The organism is Simiduia sp. (genome assembly GCF_058345725.1).
Window position 1 is genome coordinate 22659 of the sequence record NZ_JBTUOC010000027.1, and the last position, 22392, is coordinate 45050.

The 22392-nt window shown below is 53.0% G+C and carries 20 protein-coding genes; 16 read left to right on the forward strand and 4 right to left on the reverse strand.

Going from position 1 to position 22392, the window contains the following annotated elements; translation table 11 throughout:
• Nucleotides 1–12 precede the first annotated feature (12 nt).
• From ACW8F6_RS06170 to ACW8F6_RS06210, 9 genes are all read left to right on the forward strand, one after another.
• On the forward strand, nt 13–2262 hold the full coding sequence (locus tag ACW8F6_RS06170; protein WP_491574978.1) for a chemotaxis protein CheA: 2250 nt from the start codon (nt 13–15) through the stop codon (nt 2260–2262).
• Nucleotides 2263–2337: 75 nt separating this feature from the next.
• Complete coding sequence (locus tag ACW8F6_RS06175) at nt 2338–3357, forward strand: protein-glutamate methylesterase/protein-glutamine glutaminase (protein ID WP_491574979.1); 1020 nt, start codon at nt 2338–2340, stop codon at nt 3355–3357.
• 2 nt (nt 3358–3359) lie between these two features.
• Entirely contained in the window at nt 3360–4100 is a 741-nt protein-coding gene (locus ACW8F6_RS06180; RefSeq protein ID WP_491574980.1) for a flagellar motor protein, read from the forward strand.
• A 17-nt stretch (nt 4101–4117) separates the two neighbouring features.
• A complete protein-coding gene (gene motD / locus ACW8F6_RS06185; protein ID WP_491574981.1) occupies nt 4118–5128 on the forward strand; it encodes a flagellar motor protein MotD in 1011 nt (336 codons plus the stop codon).
• Nucleotides 5129–5163: 35 nt separating this feature from the next.
• Complete coding sequence (locus ACW8F6_RS06190; RefSeq protein ID WP_491574982.1) at nt 5164–5958, forward strand: ParA family protein; 795 nt, start codon at nt 5164–5166, stop codon at nt 5956–5958.
• The gene (locus ACW8F6_RS06195) at nt 5955–7037 is read left to right on the forward strand and encodes a chemotaxis protein CheW (RefSeq protein ID WP_491574983.1); all 1083 of its coding nucleotides are present in this window, start codon (nt 5955–5957) and stop codon (nt 7035–7037) included. Before ACW8F6_RS06190 ends, ACW8F6_RS06195 begins: the two co-directional genes overlap by 4 nt.
• A 92-nt stretch (nt 7038–7129) precedes the next feature.
• Nucleotides 7130–7615 (forward strand): chemotaxis protein CheW, encoded by a 486-nt coding sequence (locus ACW8F6_RS06200; protein ID WP_491574984.1) that lies wholly within the window; start codon nt 7130–7132, stop codon nt 7613–7615.
• 43 nt (nt 7616–7658) lie between these two features.
• Entirely contained in the window at nt 7659–8093 is a 435-nt protein-coding gene (locus ACW8F6_RS06205) for a DUF2802 domain-containing protein (RefSeq protein ID WP_491574985.1), read from the forward strand.
• Nucleotides 8094–8095: 2 nt separating this feature from the next.
• Complete coding sequence (locus ACW8F6_RS06210) at nt 8096–8656, forward strand: hypothetical protein (RefSeq protein ID WP_491574986.1); 561 nt, start codon at nt 8096–8098, stop codon at nt 8654–8656.
• 2 nt (nt 8657–8658) lie between these two features.
• Here the strand turns inward: ACW8F6_RS06210 and ACW8F6_RS06215 are convergent, their stop codons facing one another.
• The 4 genes from ACW8F6_RS06215 to ACW8F6_RS06230 are packed head-to-tail and all read right to left on the reverse strand — an operon-like array spanning nt 8659 to nt 12156.
• The gene (locus ACW8F6_RS06215) at nt 8659–9405 is read right to left on the reverse strand and encodes a YciK family oxidoreductase (RefSeq protein WP_491574987.1); all 747 of its coding nucleotides are present in this window, start codon (nt 9403–9405) and stop codon (nt 8659–8661) included.
• A 31-nt stretch (nt 9406–9436) separates the two neighbouring features.
• Nucleotides 9437–10105, reverse strand: a complete 669-nt coding sequence (locus tag ACW8F6_RS06220; RefSeq protein WP_491574988.1) for an HAD family hydrolase — start codon at nt 10103–10105, stop codon at nt 9437–9439.
• Nucleotides 10098–10823 (reverse strand): bifunctional 2-polyprenyl-6-hydroxyphenol methylase/3-demethylubiquinol 3-O-methyltransferase UbiG, encoded by a 726-nt coding sequence (gene ubiG / locus ACW8F6_RS06225; RefSeq protein WP_491574989.1) that lies wholly within the window; start codon nt 10821–10823, stop codon nt 10098–10100. Before ubiG ends, ACW8F6_RS06220 begins: the two co-directional genes overlap by 8 nt.
• Before the next feature lie 4 nt (nt 10824–10827).
• Complete coding sequence (locus ACW8F6_RS06230) at nt 10828–12156, reverse strand: TRZ/ATZ family hydrolase (RefSeq protein WP_491574990.1); 1329 nt, start codon at nt 12154–12156, stop codon at nt 10828–10830.
• 294 nt (nt 12157–12450) lie between these two features.
• Here ACW8F6_RS06230 and gyrA point away from each other — a divergent pair, with 294 nt between their 5' ends.
• From gyrA to ACW8F6_RS06265, 7 genes are all read left to right on the forward strand, one after another.
• Nucleotides 12451–15018, forward strand: coding sequence for a DNA gyrase subunit A (gene gyrA / locus ACW8F6_RS06235; protein ID WP_491574991.1), 2568 nt, complete (start codon nt 12451–12453; stop codon nt 15016–15018).
• Nucleotides 15019–15035: 17 nt separating this feature from the next.
• The gene (pheA, locus tag ACW8F6_RS06240; RefSeq protein ID WP_491574992.1) at nt 15036–16157 is read left to right on the forward strand and encodes a prephenate dehydratase; all 1122 of its coding nucleotides are present in this window, start codon (nt 15036–15038) and stop codon (nt 16155–16157) included.
• 36 nt (nt 16158–16193) lie between these two features.
• Nucleotides 16194–16820, forward strand: a complete 627-nt coding sequence (gene cysC, locus ACW8F6_RS06245; RefSeq protein WP_491574993.1) for an adenylyl-sulfate kinase — start codon at nt 16194–16196, stop codon at nt 16818–16820.
• The gene (locus ACW8F6_RS06250) at nt 16813–19053 is read left to right on the forward strand and encodes a bifunctional prephenate dehydrogenase/3-phosphoshikimate 1-carboxyvinyltransferase (RefSeq protein WP_491574994.1); all 2241 of its coding nucleotides are present in this window, start codon (nt 16813–16815) and stop codon (nt 19051–19053) included. Before cysC ends, ACW8F6_RS06250 begins: the two co-directional genes overlap by 8 nt.
• Before the next feature lie 114 nt (nt 19054–19167).
• Nucleotides 19168–20520, forward strand: a complete 1353-nt coding sequence (locus ACW8F6_RS06255; protein ID WP_491574995.1) for a phosphohexomutase domain-containing protein — start codon at nt 19168–19170, stop codon at nt 20518–20520.
• Nucleotides 20521–20662: 142 nt separating this feature from the next.
• Nucleotides 20663–21559 carry a UTP--glucose-1-phosphate uridylyltransferase GalU gene (gene galU, locus ACW8F6_RS06260; protein WP_491574996.1) on the forward strand — a complete coding sequence of 299 codons (897 nt, stop codon included), beginning with the start codon at nt 20663–20665 and terminating at the stop codon, nt 21557–21559.
• Between the two features lie 240 nt (nt 21560–21799).
• Nucleotides 21800–22117, forward strand: a complete 318-nt coding sequence (locus ACW8F6_RS06265) for a ComEA family DNA-binding protein (protein ID WP_491574997.1) — start codon at nt 21800–21802, stop codon at nt 22115–22117.
• Nucleotides 22118–22392: the final 275 nt, after the last annotated feature.

Genomic DNA, 22392 nt, shown 5'->3' on the forward strand with positions numbered 1-22392 from the left:
AAGGAGCGCTGAATGGGTTTTGGCGATGACGAAGATATCTTGCAGGACTTCCTTGTGGAAGCGGGGGAGATATTGGAAAAATTGTCGGAACAGCTCGTGGAGCTGGAGCGCCAGCCAGATGACAAAGATCTGCTCAATGCCATTTTCCGGGGTTTTCACACGGTAAAAGGCGGCGCAGGGTTTCTGCAGCTGGGTGCTATGGTAGATTGCTGCCATGTAACCGAAAATCTTTTCGACATATTACGTACCGGCAAACGCGCTGTGACACCCGAATTAATGGATGTGGTGCTACAGGCGCTGGATGCAGTCAATTTGCAATTTGACCAAGTGCAGCAGCGCGAATCGCCAACGCCCGCCAGTCCAGAGCTTATTCATCAGCTTGAGCGCTTGGTTAATCTCGAGGATCTCAGCGAAGCCGCTGCCGCGCCGACCCCTGCGCCGGCACCTGAGCCAGCAGCGACTCCGACAGCTGCCGCGCCGGGCGACGATATTACCGACGCCGAATTTAACGATCTGCTCGATGCCATTGATCCGCCGGGTAGTCCAAGCCCCAGCCCAGCTCCGGTGCCGACTGCAGCCAGCGGGTCCGACGACATTACCGACGACGAATTTGAAGCGCTGTTAGATGAGCTGCATGGGCAGGGCAAGGGGCCCACCGCGGTTCAAAAGGCTGCGCCCGCACCAACGCCCAATAGTGCCACGGCTGGCGACGAAATTACGGAAGATGAATTTGACGCTTTGCTGGATCAGTTGCACGGCAAAGGAAAAGGCCCAGGTGTAGGGAAGCCCGCGCCTGCCGCGCCGGCGCCCAGTGCGGGTGCGGCGGCTGGCGACAACATTACCGACGACGAATTTGAGGCACTGCTCGACGAGTTACACGGGAAAGGTAAGGGGCCCACGGCGGTCACAGCCGGCACTACTCCGGCTAAGCCTGCCAGCGCCACACCGCCGCCTGCGGCCGAGCCAACAAAACCTACACCAAAGCCGAGTCCTGCGGCGACGCCGGCTAAGGCTCCGGTGAAGCCTGCCGCCAGTGCAGCAGCGCCCATTGCCAAACCGCCCGCCAAAGATGTAGTACCACCACCTGCAGCGGAAACAACCGTGCGGGTCGATACCCAGCGGTTGGACGACATCATGAATATGGTGGGTGAGCTGGTACTAGTGAGAAACCGGTTGGTGCGCCTAGGGTTAAATACTAATGATGAGGCGCTAACGAAGGCGGTTAGCAATTTGGATGTAGTCACCGCCGACTTACAAACCTCGGTGATGAAAACCCGGATGCAACCTATTAAAAAGGTGTTTGGTCGGTTTCCCCGGGTGGTGCGCGATCTGGCGCGCACTCTGAAAAAAGAAATTAACCTGGAGCTTCAGGGCGAAGAAACTGATCTGGATAAAAATCTGGTAGAGGCGCTTGCCGATCCGTTGGTGCACTTGGTGCGTAATTCGGTGGATCACGGTATTGAGCTGCCCGATCTGCGCGAAAGTAAAGGCAAGTCACGCATTGGGAAGGTCATCTTGGCAGCCGAGCAAGAGGGCGACCACATATTACTGTCTATAACCGACGATGGCGGCGGCATGGACCCCGACAAGTTGCGTGAGAAAGCCGTGGAAAAAGGCATTCTGGATGAAGATGCCGCACAGCGACTCACGGACGCGGAGGCCTTTGCGTTAATTTTTGCGCCGGGATTTTCCACCAAAACTGAAATATCTGATGTTTCCGGCCGCGGTGTCGGGATGGATGTGGTGAAAACTAAGATCACGCAGCTAAATGGTTCGATTGAAATTCAATCGAAGCAGAATGAAGGTACGCGGATCATTATCAAGGTCCCGCTGACCCTGGCGATCATGCCCACCTTGATGATTATGCTAGGCAAGCAAACTTTTGCGTTGCCGCTGGTCAGTGTGAACGAGATATTCCATATGGATCTCACTCGCATCAACGTGGTAGATGGTCAAGAGTGTGTCACTGTTAGGGAAAAAGCAGTGCCAGTATTTCACCTTAAACGCTGGCTGGTAAAAGGCGGACGCAATGAGGTGCAGCCCAAAGAAGCGCATGTGGTTATCGTGAATGTGGGCACGCAGAGGATGGGCTTTGTGGTGGATCAGCTCATTGGCCAGGAAGAAGTGGTTATTAAGCCTCTCGGTAAAATGCTACAGGGAACGCCTGGAATGGCCGGCGCCACCATAACCGGTGACGGTACAATAGCTTTGATTTTGGATGTGCCCAGTATGCTCAAGCGTTATGCGGGACAAAAGCGCTAAATGCCGTATGCACATTTCTGGCGACAGGTTGTACATTGCCAGTGCCCGTTTGCACGCAAAGTGAAGTGAGGGCGCATGACAATCAAAGTGCTCATAGTGGACGATTCCAATTTCTTTCAGCAGCGCCTGAAGGAAATTATTAGCGCTAACCCACAGCTTAGTGTGGTGGGTATTGCCGCTAACGGTCGCGAAGCCATTGAAAAAACCTTGGCCTTGAAGCCCGATGTCATCACCATGGACTATGAAATGCCCATGATGGATGGCGTGACCGCGGTGCGTAATATCATGCGCGACAGGCCAACACCCATATTGATGTTTTCGTCGCTTACCTACGAGGGCGCCCGTACCACGCTGGATGCCTTGGAAGCCGGTGCCGTTGATTTTTTGGCAAAGAATTTTTCGGAAGTCTCGCGCGATTCAGAGTCACTCAAGCAAAAGCTTTATCAGAAAATTATTGCCGTTGCCAAGCCAAAACGTACGCACATAGAGCCTCAGCAAGCACAGCCAAAGCCGGATGTGCCCTTAAAGGGACGGATAAAACTTGTTGTTATTGGGGCGTCAACCGGTGGTCCGCTCGCCATCACGGATGTGTTAAAGCGACTGCCAGCAGATTTTCCCGTACCACTTTTACTGGTATTGCATATGCCAGAAAATTTCACACGCGCTTTTGCCGAGCGTCTCGATAAGCAATGCAATATTTCGGTCAAGGAGGCCAGCAGTGGCGACGCGCTGATGCCTGGTCGCGCACTGTTGGCGCCCGGCGGGAAGCAAATGATTCTAGATGGCACTGGTGGTCGTACGGTACAGATTATCGATGGCGACGATCGTGTGAATTACAAGCCCTGTGTGGATGTTACCTTTGCCAGTGCCGCCAAAGTAAAGGGCGAGTCTGTACTGGGGATAGTGTTAACAGGGATGGGCAGTGATGGCAAAGATGGCGCTCGACTGTTGAAGCGAAGTGGCGCACGCATATGGACCCAGGACGAGGCCAGTTGTGTCATTTATGGCATGCCACAAGCAGTGGTGAAAGAAGGCTTCTCCGATCGCACTGTTAAGTTGCGTGAAATGAGCCAGCTATTGGTGGAGGAGCTCTGACGGTGGATATGTTATCCATACTGGGCGTCATCATCGGTTTTGCGGCGCTACTCGGTGGCAATTTTCTAGAAGGCGGCAGTTGGGCAAGCTTACTCAACGGGCCGGCGGCATTAATTGTGATTGGCGGTACGCTGGGCGCCGCCATTTTGCAAACGCCAAAATCGCGCTTGGCGCGCTCGCTCAAGCTTTTGCCATGGGTATTTACGCCGCCGCCCACACCTTTTGGTCTGGGCGTGAAGCGAGTTGTAAAGTGGGCGATGGCGGCCAGAAAGGAAGGCCTGTTAGGGTTGGAGACATTATCTGAAACCGAAAAGGATGCGTTTTCGCGTAAAGGTTTACAGTTGTTAGTGGATGGTTCCGAGCCCGATGATATCCGGCGCGTGCTGGAAAACGATTTAATTCTTATGGAAGGCCGCGATGTGGATGCCGTGCGCTTTTATGAAAGCATGGGCGGTTACGCGCCCACCATCGGTATTTTGGGCGCAGTTATGGGGTTAATTTCCGTTATGCAGAACCTGGCTGATCCCTCGCAGCTGGGGCCTGGTATTGCCGTGGCCTTTGTGGCGACCATATACGGTGTTGCGTTGGCCAACCTGCTTTTAATACCTGTGGCCAATAAATTGTCGATGTGTATTCAAGAGCAAAGCCGCTATCGCGAGCTCATCCTCGAAGGCATAGTTGCAATCGCAGAAGGCGAAAATCCTCGAGCCATTGAGATGAAGCTCAATGGCTATGTGCAATAGGGGGCGTTGGGCGGCTTATGGCGCGGCGGCGGGCGGTGCACCTCACCATCAATCACGAACGTTGGCTGGTGTCCTATGCGGATTTCATCACCCTGCTATTTGCATTTTTCGTGGTGATGTATTCTGTATCTCAGGTGTCTGAAACTAAATATCGGGTTTTGTCGGACACCCTGGTCAGTACATTTAAGTTTCAATCCCAAACGTTGAACCCTATTCAGGTGGGCCAGCCAAGTCTGAGTAGCGACCCTTCTGTGATTGATTCGGCGCAGCCTAAAACCGGAGAGCAAATGGGTGATGGCGCTTTTACCCAGGAGACTGAGCTGCCCCATATGGCAGAAAACCTGCGTCAGTCCCTAGCCGATTTAATTGAACGAGACCTGGTCAACATCCAAAGTAATGAATTTTGGCTTGAGATTACGCTGAATAGTGCCGTGCTGTTCCCCTCCGCCAGCGCGACACCGAATGCCGATGCTCAATTAATATTTGCGGAAGTCGCGCGCCATTTAAAGGGGGCCAATAACCCTATTCAAGTGGAAGGCTATACCGATGATCAGCCTATCCAAACAGATCGATTTCCCAGTAATTGGGAGCTTTCGGCCGCCCGGGCCAGCGCCGTCGTTAAACTATTGCAGGCGCAGGCAATTGAGCCCAGCAGATTGTCGGCTGTGGGCTATGGAGAATTCCAGCCAATTGCCGATAACACGACACTTGAGGGGCGTACGCAAAACCGCCGAGTAGTTTTGATGGTGGCTAAAGAGCGCATCGAACGCCCTTCGCAAGAGTCTCTCCAAGCTGTCGAGACATTGAGCGATGCTAGAGGCTTTGGGCCGGTGGTTAACACTATGTCCGAAGCGCCCACAGCGCCGGTGCTTAGCGGGGCGTCAGATGTCGGCGGCGACGCGACGGATGGCGGCGCTATAAGTACAGCCAGGGGTTTGCGAGCGATTAAACTGGAGAATGGTGGTCTGTTATTCACCAGTGATCCAAACCGTCAACCGGACGACAGTGATGTAAATGGCAGTGAATAACTGTCAGTATTTTGACAAGTAATTTTGGATGCGATGTGGAGATTTGGAGTGTTGCCAATCAAAAGGGTGGCGTCGGTAAAACCACCACCGCGGTGTCTTTGGCTGGTTTGCTAGCAGCCCAGGGCAAGCGCGTATTGCTTGTGGATCTCGATCCCCATGGTTCGCTCTCCAGCTATTTTGGCAAAGACCCCGATCATCAGTCCGAAGGCGCCTACAGCCTATTTCTGCATAAAGATACGTTGCGTCAGCCGCAACTGCAGAATTTATTTTGCGCGACCACGCAGCCTCGCGTCTCGCTTTTACCGGCATCTACGGCCTTGGCCACCTTAGAAAGGCAGGCCATAGGCCGCGACGGTATGGGATTGGTGGTGAGCAAGGCCATGAAATTGTTAGATTCAATAGTTGATATTGCAATAATAGATAGCCCGCCATTGTTGGGAATCCTGTTGGTTAACGCGCTGGCGGCCTGTGACAAATTAATCATCCCCGTGCAAACCGAGTTTTTGGCGCTTAAGGGGCTTGAACGTATGACGCACACTCTGAGTATGATGTCGCGCTCGCGCAGCAAGGCATTGCCCTATTATATTTTGCCCACCTTGTACGACCGCAGAACCCAGGCGTCTGTGACCAGCCTGCGCCATTTGCGCAATCACTACGGTGATGCGGTATTTCCCGGTCGTATACCCGTGGATACCAAATTTCGCGATGCGTCTAAAGCGGGCGAATTTCCCCATATCCTGGCGGCCGATAGCCACGGTGTCGCCGCTTATATGCAGTGTTTAAAATGGTTGCAGGGGCAGTCAGCAGAAGGTTTGGGGCAAGTGTCATGAGTATCAATACGCCCGAAGACTCGGTCTGCGATTACCTGGCCGAGTTATTGTACGAAGGCAATTTGAATGAGCAGGCCTCGGAGCACACAGATACACAAACACAAGCGGCTGAAGCTGGGCCCGCAATAGCAAAGCCGGTTGTGCCAGTGGCGGCAACCGCAACACAGTCACCGAGCAGGGCAGGTGACAAAAGGCCGGCGTACAAAGACGCGCCCAGCACAACAGCGCCAAGGCAGCAAAAGGCGACCGGTGAGAAACTGGAGGCCCCAGTAATTTGTTCGGTCAGCAGGCCCGCTCTGCCAGTAGAGCCACAGGGTACAAAGATTCAATCGCCCTTGCCTGACAAAAGCCCAGAGCTGGCGGCACGGGTTCAGAAAACAGCTGAACCGGCCCCGTTGGCCGGCGAAGATGTGGCGTCGGTGGATCGAGACAAGCTGACCAGGTTGCTTAATACGGCCAGGCCCACAGTGGCTGTTGAGCCAGCGGTGGTTGCCAAAGCCGCAGCCCCGAGCTTGTCGCCGGTGGCGCCAGTGGTTGAAAAGCCGCCAGCGAAAGACAACTCGACAACTCTCGCGACACCGCTTGACCCCTACAGTGAAATAGCATGGTTGGAAAATGGCCGGCCCGCCTGGGCACAAGAGCGTTTCGATGTCCTGCTGTTTAAGGTGTACGGGCTGACGCTGGCCGTGCCGCTGATCGCGCTGGGGCAGATACAGCCAATTACCGAAGAGTTGACCCCAATTTTTGGGCAAGCCAAATGGTTTATGGGGCTGCAGCCAACACCCATGGGGCAAATCAAAACGGTCAATACGGCATTGTTTGTTATGCCTGAGCGCTATAACCCTGAGTTTCTAGAGACAGCAAAATACGTGGTGTCTATCGACGGGCTGGAATGGGGCTTGGCAGTGGATTCCGTTCAGCAGCCAAAATCCCTCGATCCCGATGATGTGAAATGGCGTACCGCACGCGGGCAGCGGCCCTGGCTTGCCGGTACCATCAAAGCGCATATGTGTGCCTTGATTGACGTTGCAAATATGGGGCGAATGTTGGCTGCTTCGGACCGCAACCGCAAACAATGACCCAAGGTTAGTACTGGCATAGAAGCTGCTTTAATCTATATTAAAGAGGCCGCCGCTAATAATTTGACGCTGCTTAGCCCGAGGAATGAAGAATGGCCACAAGCTCAACGAAAAGTAAGTCCAGCGATGATCCTATCCTCCAATGGGTGACGTTTAAGCTCGCCGGTGAAACCTACGGCATTAATGTCATGCAGGTTCAAGAGGTGCTTCGCTATTCGGAAATTGCCCCCGTGCCGGGTGCGCCTTCCTATGTTTTGGGCATTATTAACTTGCGCGGCAACGTCGTCACAGTTATCGATACCCGTCACCGCTTTGGGTTGGAGTCTGGCGAGATCAGCGACAATACACGTATCGTCATAATTGAGGCCGACAACCACGTGGTGGGGATATTGGTTGACAGCGTCGCGGAGGTCGTCTACTTGCGGCAGTCCGAGATTGAGACAGCCCCTAATGTTGGCAACGATGAAAGTGCCAAGTTCATCCAGGGCGTTTGCCATAAAAACAATGAACTGTTGATTCTTATTGAATTGAATAAATTGCTCTCCGATGGCGAATGGGCAGACCTTGAAAGCATCTGACCCAGTGCGACCACCGCAGGCAGCTAAACCATAAAGGTATGTCATGGAAAATTTACTCGCGCAAATGACTTCTTTAGAGGCCGTATTGGTGGGCGTAGTGGTGTTGAGCTGGGCTGCAGTGGCGCTGTCGCTGCTGAGCTTAGTCAAAGTAAAGCGCCAAGAAGCGGCGGTTCAAGAGGCCATGCACGAATTGAAACGCACGGTGGATATTGGCAACACCGGTCTCATGGGGATGGGGCGCAAGCTCGTGAGCATCGAAAGGAATATGCAGCGCAACAAGCGCCAGGCGGTCAATGCCTCGGCACCTAAGCCAGTACCCGAAGCAGCGGCGGATAATGGCCGCTACGGACAGGCGGCCGTGATGTTGGCGCAGGGGCTCAGCGCGGCACAAGTGGCGAGCGCCACTGGGATGTCTCAGGCAGAGGTGCGGCTGCTGGCTATGCTCAAACAAGGCACAGCCGCGGCTGTTCAACCCTAATTATGCGCGCCGTATTTGGCCCAGTATCCATCGCGCTGTTGGTGTCGGCCTGCAGTCTAGTGGAGCTCAATGACACATCGGGCTATGAACTCAACAACAAGCCCTTCGATTCGCTGCTCTTTAACGCCATAACGCCCGAGCAAACTCACAAACAATGGCTGCTGAGTCACTTGGGGCACCCAACCCAAATCGTGCCCATAGGTCAAGATGAAGTGCAGTATCTCTACACCCTGAAAAAGATCGATACGCAGGGCAAGCGTGTTTTTTTAATTTATGAAAAGAATACCCACGCAGTTAGCGTAGAGGTGCATGTGGTGCAGTTAAAGGGCGACAAGGTTACCGACTACTGGGTTAATCGGCCCGAAGCGCTAACACGTCAAGAGAAGGTGGTCAGCCCTGCATCGGCCGCCACGGATACCAAAGCGTCTGCGCCCGTCCCCGATATGCCGAAGGCTGCGCCGCCTGCTGCGAGTCCGCCAAACAACAGCAGCCCCGCCAACCCACCCGAGGTTGAAAAGAAAGGCGAGGCCGTCGTCGATGATAGAGTGATGCCTGCTGCTTAGGATCAGGCCGCGTTAATTTGCTGTCCATTAATGTGGCGCGAATCTCTTCCCATAAGATACAGGTAGGCGGGCATGAGCGCGTCGGCGGTTTTCACGGTGCCCGGGTTTTCAGCAGGGTAGGCCTTGGCCCGCATTTTTGTGCGCGTGGCGCCCGGGTTGATACTGTTGGCGCGCACAGTGCTGGTGCCGCCTTCCTCGTCGGCCAGTGTTTGCATTAAGTTTTCCGCGGCCGCTTTGCTGACGGCGTAAGCCCCCCAGAAAGCACGGCCTTTATAGCCCACACTGGAGCCGGTAAACAGCACGCTGGCAGCTTCCGATTTTCGCAGCAGTGGCAACAGGTGTTTACACATGAGAAAGGGAGCTGTCACATTGACTTGCAGTAATTTTTGCCAGGTTTCAACGGCATAGTTTTCCAGTGGCGTGCGATCTCCCAGATCTGCTGCATTGAACAAAATGCCATCTAGGCGGCCAAAAGCATCGTCCACTTTATTGCACATGTCGATATAGTCCGACTCGCCTGCCCCCAAAAAATTAATGGGGTAAATGGCGGGCTCTGGGCAATTTTCCGCAACAATAGTGTCGTACACTTTCTCCAGTTTTGCCGTAGTCTTACCTGCTAGAATTACCGTTGCGCCATGTCGTGCAAAGGTGAGAGCAGCCTCTTTGCCAATACCATCGCCAGCGCCGGTAATCAAAATAATGCGTTGGTCTAGCAGGTCTGCGGGCGCTTGGTAGCTAAGCGGGTCCATATAATTCTCCGTTGAATATTGGATAGGGCAGTTAACCCTCAATGTTTAAAAACGCGAGAATCTGCTGGGCGAGCAGTTCTGGCGATGAAGCGTAGGCATCGGCTTGCCATAATGAAATGTCTTCCTCTGGCCCCAGGTAGCCGTAAGTGGCTCCAATGGTGTACATGCCGGCCTTTTTCCCCGCTTCAATATCACGCTGGTGGTCGCCGCAGTAGCCAAGCTGTGTGGGATCAATGCCCAGCTTAGCCGAGGCTAGTAACAAGGCATCTGGCGCGGGTTTACTGCGCGATGTGTCATCGCCACAAATCAATACTGCCGCCGGCAGGTTTAGACGATTTACCAATTGCTCGGCAAAGCGCCGAGGTTTGTTGGTGACAATGCCCCAGGAGAATCCGTTGTGGTCAATTTGCTGCAACAGAGGTACTAGGCCCATATAAACGTGTGCGTGTTTTCCGAGCTCCGCTTCATAGCTATCCAGAAACTGTTGTTTGTATCGGCCGAAGTCGGGGTGCTGTTCTGAAATATCAAAGCTTGCCTCGGTCATGGCCGCGGCACCGGCATTCACTAAAGGTAGAAGTTGCCGAGCGGTTAATGGCGGCAATTGCTGTGAGTGGCGCAGGCCGTTTATGACTTCTGCGAAATCTTTAACGGTATCCACTAGCGTGCCATCTAAGTCAAACAAAAAGCCGCGTTTACTCATGGGATTTGCGCACGTGAACCAAATAGTTTACGGAAACATCCTGAGGATTGAGTCGATACAGACGGGTGAATGGGTTGTACACTAAGCCGGTCATCGATACCAAATCCAACTGAGCTTGCCTTAACCAATGGGCGAGTTCAGAGGGCTTAATAAATTTTTGATAGTCGTGCGTACCTTTTGGCAGCAGCTTCAATAAGTACTCTGCTCCCAATATGGCATATGCATAACTTTTGGGGTTGCGATTTAATGTTGAAAAATATAAATCGGCACCCGGCTTAGCCAGCTGAGCGCAGGCGTTAACCACTGAGGCCGGGTCGGGTACGTGCTCCAACATTTCCAGGCAGGTAACTATGTCGTAAGTCGCGGGCCGTTGTTTGGCAAATTCCTCGACAGGAATTTTTTGATAATCAATCGATAAGCCCGACTCTAGCGCGTGTAATTTCGCTACCGTCAGCGGTGCTTCGCCCATGTCGATACCGGTAACCTGCGCCCCCCGGTGTGCCAGTGCCTCTGTGAGCAAGCCGCCGCCACAACCGACATCTAAGTGGCTTTTGCCTGCAACGGGGGAGTGTAGGTCAATGAAGTTAGCCCGCAGTGGGTTTATTTGATGTAGCGGTTTGAACTCTGAAGCGGGGTCCCACCAGCGGGCGGCCAGGGCTTCAAACTTGGCAATCTCGGCTGGGTCGACATTGGCGGTCTGTTCAGTGTGTGTGTTCATGGTTTTACTCTGTGGGCTGGCTGATAGTTGCTTGCCAGTGTTTTGCGCGTTGCAGTATCTCGGCGCTATTCAGCGTCTGCAGTGCGCGGTCTTTAACCAGTGGTTTACCGTCTACCCATAGGTGGCTCACTTTGTGCCCGGAGTCCGTATAGACGAGGTGGGCAACGGGGTCGTAAACGGGGTTGGATTGTAAATCACTCATGTCTATGGCGGCGATATCGGCTTGTTTCCCCACGGCTAATGAGCCTGTTTGGTGGGCGATTCCCAAAGCTTTTGCGCCATTGAGGGTGGCCATTTCAAGTAGCTGATAGGCGCCCATTACGGCTGGGTCGCCAACGCTGACCTTGGCGAGGAGGGCGGCGCTGCGCATCTCGCCCAGCATGTTCAGGTCGTTGTTACTGGCGCAACCATCTGTACCCAACGCGGTATTTACGCCGGCCTGGAGTAGCCGGTGGCTTGGGCAGATGCCGCTGGCAAGCTTCATGTTGCTTTCAGGGCAGTGGATCACGTGGCAGCCGTGGGTTTTTAACAGGATTAGATCGCTGTCATCTACCTGTGTCATATGTACACACTGGGTTTTCGCATTGAGTACGCCCAATGCCGCCAGCCGCTGACTGGGGCGCTGGCCAGTTTCCGTCAGTGCCGCTGTTACTTCGCCCGAAGTTTCGTGTAGATGTACCTGAATTGCGCAATCGTGCCGTTCGGCTAGCGCAACCAGCTGGGTAAAGGTCGTATCGCCCACGGTATAAGGTGCGTGCGGTCCCAAGGCGATGGTAATACGTGGGTGCTTGGCGAACTGGATCAACAGTTCCTCCGCTTTGGCCAGGTACTCGTCTGGCCCGCCGGCCCAGGGCGTCGGAAATTCCATAATTGGTACGCACAATTGCGCTTTGATGCCGCTGTTATTTACGGCGCGGGCGGCGGCTTCCGGGAAGAAGTACATATCCGAAAAGCAGGTTGTGCCCGACAGCAACATCTCGGCAATGGCCAGGTTGGTGCCATCTTCGACAAACTGATCGGAAACATGCTGACCTTCAGCGGGCCAAATATGATCTTCGAGCCAGGGTTTTAAGGCCAGGTCGTCGGCAAAGCCCCGCAACAGGCTCATGGCTGCATGCCCGTGGGCATTAATCAGACCAGGTATAATCAGGTGGTCAGCAAGGTCAATCTGTTCGTTGGGGGTATATCGCTGCGCCAGCTCGGTTGTTGGCCCCACGGCAACGATTTTGCCCTGGTCAATGATCAAGCTGTGGTGGTGCAGTAGTTTATCAGGCCCTTCAACCGGCGCAATCCAACGCGCGGCTAAATGGGTATCTACGGCGATTTTGGTCATGCTCATTCCTTTCACTTGTTAGCCGGCGCCATCTCTGCTTGGTTTGTCGCCACCTTGGTTAAAAAGTGAGCTGAAAGAGGGCGGGTTTGCTTGCGCATTTGGTATCGGGCGCCAGTATAACGCGCTTGAATGCATCCTCGCAGTGACAGTGCCTATGTCGTTGAAAATATGGTAGTATCCGGCGCTTATGTGCGGCTGGCGCCAGGCTGTTTCTCGGGCTTGGCGCCTGCGTGACCGAGTTTGATTGTGGGGCTCGCCCCCAGGTTAAAACAACAAAAAGGAAAGCTGTATTCCATGGGTGAATTAGCCAAAGAAATTTTGCCTGTCAACATTGAAGATGAGTTGAAGCAATCGTATTTGGATTACGCCATGAGCGTGATCGTCGGTCGCGCGCTGCCGGATGTACGCGACGGCCTTAAGCCGGTACACCGGCGAGTTCTGTTCGCGATGAGCGAACTGAATAACGACTGGAATAAGGCCTATAAAAAGTCTGCGCGCGTTGTGGGTGATGTGATCGGTAAGTACCATCCTCACGGCGACTCAGCGGTATACGATACCATCGTACGGATGGCTCAGCCTTTTAGCTTGCGCTATATGTTGGTGGACGGCCAGGGAAATTTTGGTTCCATTGACGGTGACTCAGCCGCCGCCATGCGTTACACCGAAATTCGCATGGCCAAGATTGCTCACGATCTGCTGGCTGACCTCGACAAAGAGACAGTTGACTATGTGCCAAACTATGATGGCACAGAACAGATTCCGGCGGTGCTGCCCACGCGCATACCTAATTTGTTGGTCAACGGCTCCTCGGGCATTGCCGTGGGTATGGCCACTAATATTCCCCCCCACAATCTCACAGAAGTGGTTAAAGGCTGCCTGGCATTAATCGATAATGAAGACATCACGATTGATGAGCTGATGGAATATATTCCAGGGCCAGACTTCCCCACTGCAGCCATCATTAATGGTCGTGCGGGTATTATCGAAGCCTATCGCACCGGCCGTGGCCGCATCTATATTCGCGCCCGCGCCGAAGTTGAAACAGATGAAAAGACCAATCGCGAACGCATTGTAATTTCTGAAATTCCCTATCAGGTAAACAAAGCGCGTCTGATCGAAAAAATTGCCGAGTTGGTCAAAGAGAAAAAAATCGAAGGCATCAGTGAATTGCGCGACGAGTCTGATAAGGATGGCTTGCGCGTGGTGATTGAGCTGAAGCGCGGTGAGGTGGGCGACGTTATCCTCAACAATCTCTACGCCCAAACGCAGCTCGAAAATGTCTTTGGTATTAATATCGTTGCGCTGGTGGATGGCCAACCCAAAATCCTGAACCTGAAAGAGTTGCTGGAGCACTTTGTACGTCACCGCCGCGAGGTGGTAACACGCCGCACAGTGTATCTGCTCCGCAAAGCGCGCGAGCGCGGTCATATTCTAGAGGGGCTGGCGGTCGCTATCGCCAATATCGATCCGGTTATCGAGCTGATCAAAGCCTCCGCAACACCCGCTGATGCTAAAGAGGCGCTATTGGCACGAGGCTGGGAGTCCGGCAATATCAGCGAGTTTCTCGAGCGCGCCGGTAGCGACGCCTGCCGTCCGGATGGATTGCCGGAACAGTTTGGTATGCGCGATGGTCGTTATTACCTGTCGCCCGAGCAGGCACAGGCCATTTTGGAGCTCCGTTTACACCGCTTGACCGGTATGGAGCACGACAAGCTTCTGGGCGAATACAAAGAAAAGCTGGAACTGATTGCGGGTTACTTGGAAATCTTGGGGTCTTCTGAGCGCCTAATGGCGGTTATTCGCGAAGAACTGGAGCAGGTGATTGTCGATTTTGGCGACGAGCGTCGCTCGGAAATTGTCACCTCGCGCCGCGATTTGACCATTGAAGATTTGATAACTGAAGAAGACCGTGTGGTGACGATTTCACACGGTGGTTATGCCAAGAGTCAGCCACTCAGCGATTATCAGGCACAAAAACGCGGTGGGCAGGGCAAGTCTGCCACAGCGGTGAAGGATGAAGATTTTGTCGAGCATCTGTTGATCGCCAATACCCACACAACCCTGCTGATGTTTACCAATGCCGGTAAAGTGTATTGGCTGAAGGTCTACCAAATACCCCTGGCTGGCCGGCAATCGCGTGGTCGTCCAGTGGTGAACTTGTTGCCGTTGGACGAAGGTGAGCGCGTGACCTCTATTCTGCCGGTGCAGGAGTATGATGACGATCACTTTATTTTCATGACCACCGCAAATGGCACGGTAAAGAAAACAGCGTTAACCCAATTCTCCCGTCCGCGCAGTGTTGGTCTGCGCGCCATTGAATTGGATGAGGGTGATCAGCTGGTTAAAACTGCCATTACTAACGGTGAGTGCGACATTCTATTGCTGGCCAGCAGTGGCAAGGCCGCTCGCTTCAAGGAATCCGATGTTCGCGCTATGGGGCGTACATCGCGCGGTGTGCGCGGCATCAAGTTGCAAGATAAACAGCAGGTGGTCGGCATGATTGTGCCGGAGCCTAACGGTTATGTGCTCACGGTCAGTGAAAATGGCTATGGCAAGCGCACGGAAGTGGCGGAGTTTCCCACCAAGGGGCGCGGCACGCAGGGCGTGATCGCGATGGCCACCAGCGATCGCAATGGCGAGCTAATAGGCGCCGTACAAGTGTTTGATGGTGAAGAAATTATGCTGATTTCCGACCAGGGCACGTTGGTGCGTACGCGCGTCAACGAGGTGTCAGTGCTAAGCAGAAATACCCAGGGTGTTCGCTTGATTAAAGTGAAAGGCGGCGAGCAATTGGTAGGTGTTGAGCGCATTGAAGAGTCGGATGAAGACGAACAAGACGCGGAGGCGTCCGGCGAAGAATAAGCCGGACTGATGTAACCATGAGTTCAGAGAAGAACGGTGGTATGGCGCAAAATGCCCAGCACAAATTAGCTGCACTGCGCGATCGGATTGATGCCATCGACGAAAAGATAGGCGAGCTCATCAGTGAGCGCGCGCGCTGTGCGCAGCAAGTCGCTGAAGTCAAAAAAGCTTCGGGCGAATCGCTGGTTACTTACTATCGACCAGAGCGCGAGGCGCAGGTGCTGCGCAAGGCAATGGCGCGCAATCAAGGGCCGTTGGACGACGAGGAAATGGCGCGCCTGTTTCGCGAAATTATGTCGGCTTGTTTGGCGCTCGAAGAGCCCATTAAAGTCGCGTTTTTGGGGCCAGAGGGTACGTTTACCCAGCAGGCGGCCATGAAGCACTTTGGCAACAGTGCAGTTACCCGCCCCATGTCAGTGATTGATGAGGTGTTTCGCGAAGTTGAAGCCGGCGCCGTCAATTACGGTGTGGTGCCTGTAGAAAACTCTACTGAAGGTGTTGTGACACACACACTGGATAATTTTCTAGGCTCGAATTTAAAAATATGTGGCGAGGTGGAGCTGCGTATACACCATCACCTGATGGTTTCGGATGTGACGCACACTGAGTCTATCACTCGGATTTATTCCCACAGCCAGTCGCTGGCGCAGTGTCGCAAGTGGTTGGATGCGCACTACCCAAAGGCCGAGCGGATTGCGGTTAGCTCCAACGCGGAAGCGGCCAAGCGCATTAAGGGCGAGTGGAATGCAGCGGCCATTGCCGGCGAAATGGCAGCCGAGCTATACGGATTGACTGTTTTGTCTGAAAAAATAGAAGACGAACCCGATAATTCAACCCGTTTTCTGATTATCGGTACCGAGCAGGTACCACCCAGCGGGGAAGATAAAACGTCGATAGTGGTGTCGGTTCGCAACTCGCCTGGAGCACTGCACGATTTGTTGGAGCCATTCCAGCGGCACAAGGTGGATTTGACGCGCGTTGAAACCCGGCCATCCAGAACCGGTAATTGGACCTATGTTTTCTTTATAGATTTCAAGGGTCACATAGAGACCGAACAAGTGCAAAAAGCCCTGAACGACGTGTCTGAGCGGGTTTCCGATTTAAAAATTCTGGGCTCCTACCCAAAGGGTGTGCTCTAGGTGGGTACACCCTTTTTACGTTGGCACGATCACAGTGTGAACCAGCAAATGCACGCCGAACAAAAGGCGCAGCGCCCTTGCATGATCTGGTTTACAGGCTTGAGTGGCGCTGGAAAATCGACCCTGGCCAATGCGCTAGAGAGAGAATTATTGGTGCATGGTAAGCACAGTTACCTACTTGATGGCGATAACGTGCGGCTTGGCCTGAATCGCGATTTAGGCTTTTCCGATGCCGATCGCACAGAAAATATTCGTCGCATCGGTGAAGTGGGGCGTCTTATGGCCGATGCCGGCCTTATCGTTATCAGTGCCTTTATCTCCCCCTTTGAAAGCGACCGCCAGTTGGTGCGTGCGCTTTTTCCCGAAGATCAATATTTCGAATTTTATGTAAAGGCTCCGTTATCTGTGTGTGAAGAGCGTGACCCGAAGGGGTTGTATGAAAAAGCGCGTCGTGGGGAAATTCGCCAGTTTACCGGCATTGATTCGGAATACGAGGTGCCAAATAGACCGGATTTAGTTATTGATACGCACCAGAATAGTATTGCTGAATGTACCCGTGCGATGTTGGATTTTTTAAAAACTGCAGGTATTTTTTCACCACTTGGTTCGGCTGGCGATGGCGGTGGGCCTGCAGCAGTGGGTGAGGGAATGGGTCATGGCTAGTGGTGCGCCGATCATCCGTAATTTGGTGGTTATCGGTGTGGGTCTGATAGGCGCGAGCTTGGCTGCCGGGCTGAAAAAGGCCGGTGCCTGTGAGCGTGTAATAGGTGTTGCGCGGCGGCAGCAAACGCTGGATCAAGCCATTGCCGCTGAGGTAATCGACGAGGGTGTCTTAACACTTGCAGCCATTGCACCTCGATTAAACCAGGCAGATCTGGTGTTTATCGCGGTGCCCACGCTCAGTGTCGAGGCCATTTTGCAGGAGTGCCATGCGCTGCTGAATGAGGCGGTAACCATAACCGATGGTGCCTCTGTAAAGGGCAGTGTCGAGGCTGCTGCTGTGAAGGTCTACGGGTGTATGCCTGCTCAATTGGTATTGGGTCACCCCATCGCCGGGTCGGAAAAAAGTGGTGTGAGCGCGGCAAACCCCGATTTGTACCAAAATCACCGAATAATTCTGACGTTGTCTGAAGCCAATACGGCCCATCATATCCAAAAAGTGACGCAGGTTTGGCAGGCCGTGGGTGGCGACGTTGTTCATATGCCAGTGCAGCTGCACGACGAGGTGCTGGCGTCCACCAGTCATTTGCCGCACGCCATTGCCTTTTCGCTCGTGGATACTTTGGCACACGATGCGGAAAACGAAGATATTTTTAAATACGCCGCCGGTGGCTTTCGGGATTTCACCCGGATTGCCTCAAGTGATCCGGTGATGTGGCACGACATAATGCGCGCTAATCAGCGGTCGGTCATTGCTGCGATTGATTTGTTTACCGACAACCTCAATCGACTGCGCAGCGCCATCGCTGCCGATGACAGCGAATACCTGTTGGGCGTCTTTACCCGCGCAAAAGAGGCGCGAGACCAGTTTACTCGATTACTTACTAAGCAGGCTTTTGTACCTAAAATGCAATCATCTAATATTGAATACCTCATGCAGCCCGGCGGACAAGTGCGTGGCACAATCCGCGTGCCCGGTGATAAGTCCATATCCCATCGCTCTATCATGCTGGGTTCCTTAGCTGAAGGTGTAACCGAAGTGGAGGGTTTTCTCGAGGGCGAGGATGCGCTCGCAACATTGCAGGCGTTCCGCGATATGGGCGTGGTTATCGAGGGTCCCAATAATGGGCGTGTAAAAATCCACGGTGTGGGTTTGCACGGTTTGAAGAAACCGGCAGCGCCCTTGTACGTAGGGAATTCTGGAACTTCCATGCGGCTGCTGGCGGGAATATTGGCGGGGCAGCCCTTTGACAGCGTACTTACCGGGGATGACTCTTTGTCTAATAGGCCCATGAATCGCGTTGTGAAACCGCTTCAGGCCATGGGCGCCCGTATCACAGCGGAGGGCGAAAAAGGGTTGCCGCCAGTGCGGATCGAGGGCGGCGCAACGCTAAAGGCCATCGATTACCCGTTGCCCATGGCCAGTGCGCAGGTGAAGTCCTGTGTATTGCTCGCCGGCCTCTACGCCAAGGGCGAAACCCGCGTTACTGAACCCGCGCCAACTCGGGACCATACCGAGCGTATGCTGCGCGGTTTTGGCTACGATGTTCGCACAGAGGGGCCGGTGGCAAGTCTTACCAGTGGTGGCACGCTTACGGCGGGTAAAATTGACGTGCCGGCCGATATTTCCTCGGCTGCGTTCTTTCTGGTGGCTGCGGCAATTACCCCTGATAGCGATTTAACCCTAACCCACGTAGGCATGAATCCTACGCGGGTGGGTGTGATTAATATTTTGCGGGCCATGGGCGCCAATATCACCATCACCAATGAGTCTGTGGTAGGTGGCGAGCCGGTGGCTGATTTAAGGGTGCAGTACGCACCATTAAAGGGCATAGACATCCCCGAAGATCAGGTGCCTTTGGCCATCGATGAGTTTCCGGTATTGTTTGTGGCGGCTGCCAGTGCCGAAGGCACAACGGTATTACGCGGCGCAGAAGAGTTGCGGGTGAAGGAAAGTGATCGTATTCAGGTGATGGCAGATGGCTTGCAGGCGTTAGGTGCCAATGCTACCCCTACGCCGGATGGCATTGTAATTAAGGGTGGTTCTTTGGGGGGCGGTAAGGTGGAGAGCCATGGTGATCATAGAATTGCAATGGCTTTTGCGGTCGCATCACTCAGAGCTAGCGCGCCAATTCATATCTTGAATTGCGCTAATGTGGCCACGTCTTTTCCCAATTTTGCCGAGTTGGCACAAAAAGTGGGTATAAATCTACAGGTCAACCAGGTCGCTGGCTAAATTTAGAACAAATTTTTTGTCGGTACTGAAAATTTAGCTATTGGCAGCGCCGCCCAATTGGCGGGTGGCTCACTTTGCCGCTTGGGCGGGTGCTTTGAAAAGGAATTGTATAAAGTGGAACAGCTCACTTGTTTTAAAGCTTATGACATACGCGGCAAGCTCGGTAGCGAGCTAAACGAAGACATTGCCTACCGTATTGGGCGCGCTTACGCTCAGTTTTTAAAGCCGCAAAAAGTTGTGGTGGGTGGCGATGTGCGCCTCACCAGCGATACGCTGAAACTGTCCTTTGCCGCGGGGTTGATGGACGCCGGCGTGGATGTTTTAGATATAGGAATGTGCGGCACAGAGGAAATCTATTTTGCCACTAGTCATTTGCAGGTTGATGGAGGGGTGGTTGTCACCGCCAGCCACAACCCCATTGATTACAATGGCATGAAAATGGTGCGTAAAAATTCAAAGCCAATCAGTAATGATACAGGTTTGCTGGATATCAAGCGCCTTGCCGAAACAGGCGCATTTGATCCGGTGGTAGAAAAACCGGGCAAGTTGTCTCGTGTTTCAATTATCGATGCATACATTGCGCATTTGTTGAGCTATGTGGATGTGGCTAAGTTAAAACCCTTGCGGCTGGTAGTGAATGCAGGGAATGGCGCGGCTGGGCATGTAATAGATACGCTGGAAAAACACCTCCCCTTTGAATTTATAAAAATTCAACACGAACCTGATGGCACCTTCCCCAACGGCATTCCCAACCCGCTGGAATCGCATAATCGACAGGCCACAATAGATGCCGTGCGCGCTCATGGCGCGGATATGGGTATCGCTTGGGACGGCGATTTTGACCGTTGTTTTCTCTTTGATGAGACCGGCGCCTTTACTGAAGGTTACTATATTGTCGGTCTCCTGGCTGAGGCATTCCTGGCTAAAAATCCTGGCCAAAAAATTATCCACGACCCGCGTCTGTTATGGAATACGCAAGATATCGTGCAGGCCTCTGGTGGGGTAGCGATTCAGTCCAAAACCGGTCACGCGTTTATTAAAGAAAAAATGCGCGAAGAAGACGCAGTCTATGGGGGCGAGATGAGCGCGCACCATTATTTTCGCGATTTCTTCTACTGCGACAGCGGTATGATTCCTTGGTTGCTAGTTGCGGAGCTGCTATCGCTTAAAGGTGAGCCCTTGTCGGCATTGCTCGCGCAACGCATAGCGCGCTATCCGTCGCCGGGAGAAATAAACAGCAAGGTGCAAGATGCCAAAGCTGCTATTGAGCGCGTATTCAGTCATTACCAGCAGAGCGCTGTAGCCATTGATCACACCGATGGCGTCAGCATGGCGTTTGAGGATTGGCGTTTTAATCTGCGCATGTCTAACACGGAGCCTGTGGTCAGGTTGAATGTTGAGTCGCGTGGCGACATAGCGTTAATGCAAGCGAAAACCGAAGAGGTATTGGCGCTGGTGCGCGCCTAGCGAAATTGAAATGGTTTGTGCCAGCGAGCTGTGACTTTTAGCCATGAACGCCAGTCCGCAACTCAGGCCGTAGAGGCAATGATTCAGAAATACGACTGATTTCTGTTGAACCAGTTAAATCTATTCACCCAAGGAGACAAGGATGGCAAGCGCAGAACGAAAGCCGATTACTAAGGCAATATTTCCCGTGGCGGGTATGGGTACACGGTTTTTGCCTGCCACCAAGGCGATCCCCAAAGAAATGTTGCCAATTGTCGATCGCCCGCTGATTCAATACGCCGTTGAAGAGGCTTATGCAGCGGGTATTCGTGAGATGATTTTTGTGACGGGGCGCCACAAACGATCTATCGAAGACCACTTTGATACGGCCTTTGAGCTTGAGCACGAGCTAAACCTTGCCAATAAACACAAAATGCTGGAGATGGTGCGTTCCGTTAAGCCTGCAGATATGCAATGCGTTTATGTGCGTCAACCTCAAGCGCTGGGTTTGGGGCATGCAATTTTATGTGCTGAGTCATTGGTGGGGGACGAGCACTTTGCTGTACTACTTGCAGATGATTTAATGGTGGGCAAAACGCCAATACTAAAGCAAATGGTAGGCGTTTATGAGGCGACAGGTGGCTCTGTAATGGCTACCCAGGATGTACCTAAGGCGCAAACTTTTCGGTACGGTATATTAGATGTAAAAGGCAGTACTGAGCAAACCGCACAAATTTACGGCATGATTGAAAAGCCCGATCCCGAAGAGGCGCCATCAACCTTGGCGGTTGCCGGTCGTTACATATTATCCCCCAGCGTATTTAACAAAATTCGTACACAACCGAAAGGTGCTGGCGGCGAAATTCAACTAACAGACGGTATTGCAGCGCTGTTAAATGACGAGCCGGTGTACTCCTATCGCTACAATGGTCGCCGTTACGATTGTGGCAGTAAGGAGGGGTATATTCAGGCAACGATCGATATGGCACTGGATCGGGCTGATTTATCGGATGCGGCACGTAGCCACATTAAAAATCTGGTGGCGAATAATATCCTGTAACTGTTGTATGAGGCGCCAGTTTTAATAGGACGCTGGCGCCAATTGTTTCTCGAAGCATTGACTATGTGGAAACAGTTGTTACTTGGTACGATTGACGTAAGCAATATCACACACGTTTTACAGATATTTGCCACATGTTTTTAGGCGGGTGAGGGCTTAGTCTGTAGGTGCTGGTTGGGAATACAGCGACGAATAAAGTTTAACTAAAAGCTCGATTCAATCATCACATGGAGGTGTTCAATGCGAAACTTTCGCGCATCCTATCTGTTTGCACTGGCGCTAGTAGCCGGTGTTCTTACTCTCCCATTAACCCATGTTGGTTACGCAGACACGGGCAAGCAAATTGCCGCGGCGCAAACGCAAACAGTCAATATTAATACGGCCAACGCGCAACAGTTGGCAGATGCCCTTAAAGGTGTTGGACTGAAAAAAGCCGAGGCCATTGTTGCCTACCGTAAAACCGTGGGTAAATTTATTAGTATCGATCAGCTCACTGAAGTAAAAGGCATCGGTAAGGCGACTGTTGAGAAAAACAAAGCGCTTATCACGCTGAAGTAGCGATGCCCTGGCGACTCTACCGGTCAGGTGCTTTGAGTGCGGGCAGGGAGCCATTGCCAGTACAGGATGTGACGGCAGCACCCAGGCACCTGTCCCGTAGAGTCGCTTTTGAGTTTACAGCACCTTTACTAGCCCTCCTTTCGCTGTAAACTCTTTTTCCTCTGTCCCCTAACATCTTGTTATTACTGGTATAATCTCGCTTTTGAGGTTCTTTCCAGTGTCCCACCCCCTAGTAATTACCATAGATGGCCCAAGTGGCTCGGGAAAAGGCACGA